We start from the raw sequence: 6,602 nt of genomic DNA on the forward strand, positions 1-6,602 counted from the left end.
ATCATCGCCAGCCACACCACCATGCAGTACGGGCACAATGCGCCGATCACGTACACACTCTGGGTGAAAAGCCAGGTGACGAAGGCCGCGCCGAGTACCGTGCCGGCCCAGAGCCCGAGCCACATCCACCTCGGTGGCCGCAGCCCCGCCAGAAGCATCACGCCGAACGTCATGACGACGGGGAAGGCGGCCACGCCGATGAAGGGGTTGGGAAAGCCGAACAGCTCACCCTGCCAGCTCTCCATCACCGCGCCACACGTGACGATCGGGTTGAAACTGCAGGACGGCGTGTGACCGGGGTCCTGAAGGAGCAGGATGCGCTCGATGGCGAGCGTCGCGGAGCCGGCGAGCCCGATGGCGCCGCCGATCAGCAGGAGCCACCCCAGCGCGAACGACGACGCGCGTTGTTCGGGTAAGCGGACCTCGTCCAGCAGGTCCTCGTCCTCGGCAAGGTCGTCGTCAGCCAGCAGCTCTTCCTCATCTGCCTGGCTGTCTGCCGGTATCTGTGTGGTCATCGCTCCACCCTGACGGTCAATGCTTGGTGTTCGCCGCACCCTTTAACGTACTCCATCCGCGCAGAGTGCCCGAACCGTGAAAGAGATCTTCCTCGTCGTATGCCAGGATCGTGTTGTGCGCGCATCAAGAGGCCGTTCCGGCCGCGAGTCCGACGGCGACCGCAGCCTCGGGGCCCGTCTGCCCGCGCTCGCCGCACTCGGCGCGTTCGCACTGCTCGTCGTGGGCATCATCGGCATCGGCCGGATGGAGGTGGACCCTCCCGACTGGAGGGACGACGGCGACCGGAACGGGCAACCGGCCCTGGAACAGCCCAGAGAAGACGAGCTACGGCCGACGTGGGCGGAAGAGCCCGCCGAGAACGACGACGCCGGCCTGGACATCTCCATACCGTGGGAGATCGCCCTCGGCGTCCTGATCGCCCTGATCGCCGCCGTCGTCGTCCTTCTCTTGCGCCGGCTGCCCCGCGGCTTCGGCCCACGCCGGCGCAGCCTCATCACGGGCGGCGAACTGGACGACCTGGCTGACAGCGCCGATGAGCTGCGCAAGGCCGTGCGGTCTGCCGGCTCGGCTCTGGACAAGACGGACGCGGCCGACCCGGATGCCATCATCGAAGCATGGCTGGCGCTTGAGGGCGCCGCAGCTGGCTCCGGTGCGCCGCGACAGCCGTCGCAGACTCCCAGCGAGTTCACCGCCCATCTACTGAGCCGGCACCACGCCGACGCCGACGCCATCGGCAGCCTCCGCGACCTTTACCATCGGGCGCGATTCTCGTCCCAGCCAGACATCACCGCAGGCGACGTGGACGTGGCTCGCCAGGCACTGGCAACGATCCTGCGCACACTGCAGACTCCGAACAGAGGCGATACACCGGACCCGGACGATGCGCCGGTCCCGGACGGTGCAATGGACCGGCACGATGCGGCGGAGCGGCACGATCCAGAGCCGGCGGACGCCGCCGACAGCAGCGCGCCGCCACCCGCCGGGAACGATGGAACGAGGTGAGCGATGAAACGCTGGTACGTCCTCGGACCACTCGCCGGCATCGGTGCCGGCCTGACCGCCTTCGGTCTCGGAGTTCAGGGCTGGCGCCCAGTACTGATCGGTATCGTCGTCACCGGATTCCTGATCTGGGCGAAGCGATACTGGCCGGAGGGATCGTACTTCCCGTGGCCGCTCGCCGCCCGGCACCTCTACGGGGGCGGCTCGCACCAGGTCGGCCGTCTGACCACCAGCATTTCGCAACGCGTCCGCGGGCGCACTCCCGACCCGGGGCTGCAGCACAGGCTCCGGCGTCTGGCCGTCGCCCGGCTGCACCGGATCGGGGTCGCCTGGGATGATCCACGCGCCGCGCAGCTTCTCGGGCACGACGTGTACAACGTCCTGGTCACTGACCAGTTCAATCCGGATCTGCACGGTGTCGGCACCATCGTGACCGCGATCGAACGGCTCGACGACGCGGACGCGGAGTATGCGGACACAGAGGACACCGAGCCGCACGGCACCGACGCCTTCGCTGCGGCGGACGGCACCGACGCCTTCGCTGCGGCAGGCGGAGTAAGGGGCAGCGGCACCGGGCCGGACGACGGAGGAGCCGCCCGGTGATCATGTACGCACGACGTCAGAGCTGGCGTCCTACCCCTGCCTACGCCCGCGCCGTCGCGCTGCCGGTCGTCCTCGCGTGCGCGGCGCTCATCCTCGGCCGGGTCGAGCTTCTCCTGCTCGGAACGCCGCTGGTGCTCGGCACGCTGCTCGCCCGCGGCCGGTTCACCGCGCTCGCGAAGGAGTTCGGGGCCGAACCCGCGCACGAGACTCCGCCGTCAGTGAAGGTCAGCGGCCCGGCCCGGCTCGACGCCGGGCGCACCGCAAAGCTGGCCACCGCGATCACGCCGTCGGATGCAGAGACCGTCACGGTGCTGCTGCCACCGGACATCCAGAACGGCGACGGCCAACGGGTCGTCGTGCTGGCGCCGAGCACCGATGGCGGTGACCGGCAGATCGTGACCGAGATGGAGATCACCACCTGGGGAACTCACGAGCTGAGCCGCCCGCATCACCTGGTGGCCGGTCCTGACGCGCTCTGGGTCACCGGACCTGTCGAGGCGCGGCCGTTCACCGCACAGGTGCTCCCGGCGGTGAGCACGCGGCTGCCGTCCGGCCCGTTGCCACCCCGGCCCGCCGGAATGGTCGGAGCGCATCGCACCAGGCGCCCGGGCGAAGGCACCGAACTCCACGAGATCTCACCATTCGTGCCCGGTGACCGGCTGCGCAGAGTCGATTGGCGGGTGACATCCCGGCAGTCCGGACCGTACGAGCAGCTGTTCACCAGACGGACCTTGGTGGACGCCGATGCCGACGTCGTCTGCTGCCTGGACAATCGGTTCGATCTCGCTCCCGAGGTCGCCACGTGGTCTTCCGTGGCCGAGGTGGCGCCCGTCGATGACGAGGACCAGATCGGGCGCACCAGCATAGACATCGCCGTCGACACGGTCTCCTCGGTCGCCGCCACGTATCTCGCCCATGGTGACCGGGTGGGAATGCTCGACCTGTCGACGCCGTCACGCATGGTCCGGCCGGCCAGCGGCGGACGCCAGCTCATGCGGATCCGCAGCCACCTCGCCCTGCACACGCGCCGTCCCGGTTCGGGCGACGTGGCCCGCGTCGCCCAGCGCATCCCTGCGTTTCCGCCCGGAGCGATCATCGTCGTCACGTCGGTCTTCCTCGACGAGACCGTCGTCGAGCTCGCCGCGGGATGGAGGCGGGCCGGTCATCCAGTCCTGGCGGTAGATGTCATGCCGGATCCGCTGCACGTCGACCGGAAGAACCAGCCGATGTCGCTGGCTCTCCGCGTCGTCATGGCCGAACGCCAGGAGCGTCTGGCCGCACTGACGAGCAACGGCGTCACCGTGACCAAAGCCGAGCCGAGCCGGCTTGCGCTCAGCCTCGCCCGCCTGGCGCGGGCACCACGGAGGAGCCGGCATTGATGGACCCACATTCCGGAGAACCGCGGCCCGAGCCGACGGCCGATTCCGGCATACCGACGAAGCCGACTACGGCTACGACGACGGCGGCCACGACGAAGGCGGCCGGATCGAATCAGGACGAGGCGGGCGCAGCGGCGCACACCACGGAAGCGGCGAGCAGCACGGAAGCGGCCCGGGGCCGGATCGGTCCCACGTTCCCATCGTGGCGGTTACGGGGTGTTCTCGCGCTGGCATGCGTCATCTTGATCGCGTCCGTCACGATCTGGGCCGGACCGCACGTCTTCTTCGTCGTCGTGCTCCTTGCGCAGGCCGTCTACGTCGTCATCCGCCCGGACTCGCACGCCACGACCGCTCTGCTGGCGTCGAGCGCTGCCGTGATTGTGTTCGCTGACGTCGAGCTGTCTGCCTGGCTCATGCCGGCCGTGCTCGGTTTCCACGTCGCTCATCTGGTGGCGGCGCTGGCTGCAGTCGCACCGTGGGACACCGACCTCGAGCATGCGGCTCTGCGGCCGGCGCTGCGCCGCTTCGTCGCCGTACAGGGTGCGAGCCAGGCGCTGGTTCTACTCGCCCTGCTCGTCTCGCCGTGACCACCGATGCGCGGCACATCACCAACGACGCGAAGCCCACAGCTCACGCAACAACGTGGCCCGTGGGGCGAGGGTCACGGGACGGCGGTCGGCTCCTCGCTGGACGCCTCCGCACGCCTAGTACCGAGCGGGATCTCCGGGATGAGCAGCGCCGCGATGAAGGCCACGGCCAGGAACGGCACCGCGGTCAGGAACACGTCGTTCAACGCCTCCACCCACGCCCCGGTCATCGCCTCCCGTGGTCCGTCCGGCAACTCCTGGATCGCTTGGACGTTGTTCGCCACGTTGGCCTCGTCGACGCCCTCCGGCATCGTCGTCGATGAGTCCCGCAGGTAGTGCGCGAGCCTGGAGTTGAGCACCGCGCCGAAGATCGCCGTACCGAAGGCTCCACCCATCGAGCGGAAGAAGGCCACACTCGATGTGCCGACACCCATGTCCGATCGCTCGACCGAGTTCTGCACGATCGTGACCAGGATCTGCAGCGTGAATCCGAGCCCGAGGCCGAACACGAACACGTACATCGCGACCTGCCAGTACGGCGTGTCCGTGCCGAGCGTCGACAGCAGCAGCATGGACGTCGCCGTGATCCCCGCGCCGAGGATGGGGTATACCTTGTACCGGCCGTTCCGGGTCATCAGCTGTCCTGACCCGATCGAGCTGACGAAGATCCCCACCATGGCGGGCAGCAGTGCCAGACCGGATTCGGTAGGCGACATCCCCTGGACAACCTGCATGTAGATGGGCAAGTAGATCAGCCCGCCGAACATCGCGACGCCCATGATGACGGTGAAGATCACCGACGGGGTGAACACCCGGTTGCGGAACAGCCGCAGCGGCATGATGGGCTCGGCCGCTCGTGACTCCCACCAGACGAAGACACCGGCTACCAGCACGCCGGCGATCAGCAGCCCCAGTGAGTATGGGTCGCCCCAGCCGTACTCGTCGCCGGCCCATGCGGTGTAGAGCAGGATGCAGCTGACCGACGCGACCACGAGTGCCGCGCCCAGGTAATCGATGGTGTGGTCGCGGCGGACCTTGGGCATCTTCAACGCCAGGGAGGTCACGACGAGCGCCGCCACGCCGATCGGCAGGTTGATCCAGAAGATCCACCTCCAGCCCGGTCCGTCGGTGAACCAGCCACCCAACAGCGGACCGGCCACACTCGCGGACCCGAACACCACGCCGAAGTAGCCTTGGTACCGGCCACGCTCGCGCGGCGGGATCACGTCGCCGACGATCGCCAGCGCGAGGGCCATCAGGCCTCCCCCGCCCAGACCCTGGACGGCTCGCCCGCCGATGAGGACGCCCATGCTGTCCGCGAGGGCCGCGATCGTGGAACCGGCGACGAAAGTCACGATCGCCGCCTGGAACGTCGGGCGCCGACCGTACAGGTCCGAGATCTTCCCCCAGAGCGGCGTCGACGCAGTGGTGGTGAGCAGGTAAGCGGTGACCACCCAGGACAGGTGGTTCAATCCGCCCAGCTCGCTGACGATCCGCGGCAACGCGACACCCACGATGCTCTGGTCCAGCGCTGCGAGGAACATCCCGGCCATCAGACCGGCCAGCACGACCAGAATCTGCCTGTGCGAGAGGAAGCCGTCGGTATCAGGCTTCTGTGATTGCACGCTCTCCAGTTAATACCGATTTATATGTACGACGCAACTTTATTTGGAGGTGTCGATTGTCACCACGCCGTCGTGGGGTTGGCCGTGAGCCAGACGATCGCCACAACGACGGCCGGCTACCGCCGCGATTCGGAGACAAGGATCGTGCCATCCTCCAGAAGTCCGTCCGTGCAACGACATGACCGCCTGATTACGCCACGGCGCACGGCGGTGCCTGAATCGGGTATCGATGCGGTGTCCTGGTGCCGTCTGCGAATCGGGCTCGCCCGGCCCCGCGACCTCACGCGAAGGGCCTGTTGCCTCTTGATAACAACCACTAACCGCCCGTCGACGTCGGACGCGTCCAACTGCGCCTGACATGGCCGATGACACCCCTAACGACGCTGAATTCCGCCGACAGCGAAGCCATACCTGTGGAAGCTTCGGCCGAGATCATTTAAACTGGATCACATGTTCGAACGTGAATCCTCCAGCGGCCTCGACGCACACGTCGCGGGCGAGCGCCACTCCAGCGGGCGTGGCCCCTGGCCGGACAGCCACGACGGCAATGACGCTGGCGGGCGTGCCGGTTCCGCCGCCGACAATGGCGACAGCACCGCCGAGTCCGATGCTGGCCAGGCTGACCAGGCCGGTGGTGGCCGGCATCCGGTGCTGGACGTGCTGGATGCTGCCGATGCCGCGTTCGAGCACGGCCTGGATGTGGATGCCGCAGCGATCCACGACGAGGACCTGCCCGGGGTGCTGGCCCGGGTGCATGGGTTGGCGGCGAAACAGGCCGAGTTGTTTGACCCGGCTGATCGCCGAAGCCGACAGCCGGGATCTGGGCCGCCGGCTGGGGGCGTCGTCGACCACGGCGTGGCTGCGCGACATCCTCAACGTGCGCCCCGGGGTGG

Annotated in this window: 7 protein-coding genes; 4 read left to right on the forward strand and 3 right to left on the reverse strand. The window is 68.2% G+C overall.

The genetic code is table 11. From position 1 onward, the window contains the following. On the reverse strand, positions 1-515 hold a 515-nt coding region (locus ELR45_RS12930), incomplete at its 3' end, for a vitamin K epoxide reductase family protein (RefSeq protein WP_205856507.1). 115 nt (positions 516-630) lie between these two features. Here ELR45_RS12930 and ELR45_RS12935 point away from each other — a divergent pair. Genes ELR45_RS12935 through ELR45_RS12950 form a run of 4 tightly spaced genes read left to right on the forward strand, consistent with a single transcriptional unit; the run spans position 631 to position 4,084 of the window. After that, a complete protein-coding gene (locus tag ELR45_RS12935; RefSeq protein ID WP_129666495.1) occupies positions 631-1,518 on the forward strand; it encodes a DUF4129 domain-containing protein in 888 nt (295 codons plus the stop codon). Between the two features lie 3 nt (positions 1,519-1,521). Further along, a complete protein-coding gene (locus ELR45_RS12940; protein WP_129666497.1) occupies positions 1,522-2,118 on the forward strand; it encodes a hypothetical protein in 597 nt (198 codons plus the stop codon). Beyond that, positions 2,115-3,497 (forward strand): DUF58 domain-containing protein, encoded by a 1,383-nt coding sequence (locus ELR45_RS12945; protein ID WP_129666499.1) that lies wholly within the window; start codon positions 2,115-2,117, stop codon positions 3,495-3,497. The genes ELR45_RS12940 and ELR45_RS12945 overlap by 4 nt, the downstream gene beginning before the upstream one ends. Beyond that, positions 3,497-4,084 carry a hypothetical protein gene (locus tag ELR45_RS12950; RefSeq protein ID WP_129666501.1) on the forward strand — a complete coding sequence of 196 codons (588 nt, stop codon included), beginning with the start codon at positions 3,497-3,499 and terminating at the stop codon, positions 4,082-4,084. Before ELR45_RS12945 ends, ELR45_RS12950 begins: the two co-directional genes overlap by 1 nt. A gap of 74 nt (positions 4,085-4,158) precedes the next feature. Here the strand turns inward: ELR45_RS12950 and ELR45_RS12955 are convergent, their stop codons facing one another. Next, positions 4,159-5,709, reverse strand: coding sequence for an MDR family MFS transporter (locus ELR45_RS12955; RefSeq protein WP_205856508.1), 1,551 nt, complete (start codon positions 5,707-5,709; stop codon positions 4,159-4,161). A gap of 432 nt (positions 5,710-6,141) precedes the next feature. Then, positions 6,142-6,561, reverse strand: coding sequence for a hypothetical protein (locus tag ELR45_RS12960; protein WP_129666505.1), 420 nt, complete (start codon positions 6,559-6,561; stop codon positions 6,142-6,144). Positions 6,562-6,602 lie beyond the last annotated feature (41 nt).

The sequence above is a fragment of the Phytoactinopolyspora endophytica genome, from assembly GCF_004138495.1.
Lineage (GTDB): Bacteria > Actinomycetota > Actinomycetes > Jiangellales > Jiangellaceae > Phytoactinopolyspora > Phytoactinopolyspora endophytica.

Coding starts and splice junctions, on each gene's coding strand:
- ELR45_RS12950 (WP_129666501.1), top strand. CDS start 3,497: ATGGACCCACATTCCGGAGAACCGCGGCCCGAGCCGACGGCCGATTCC.
- ELR45_RS12940 (WP_129666497.1), top strand. CDS start 1,522: ATGAAACGCTGGTACGTCCTCGGACCACTCGCCGGCATCGGTGCCGGC.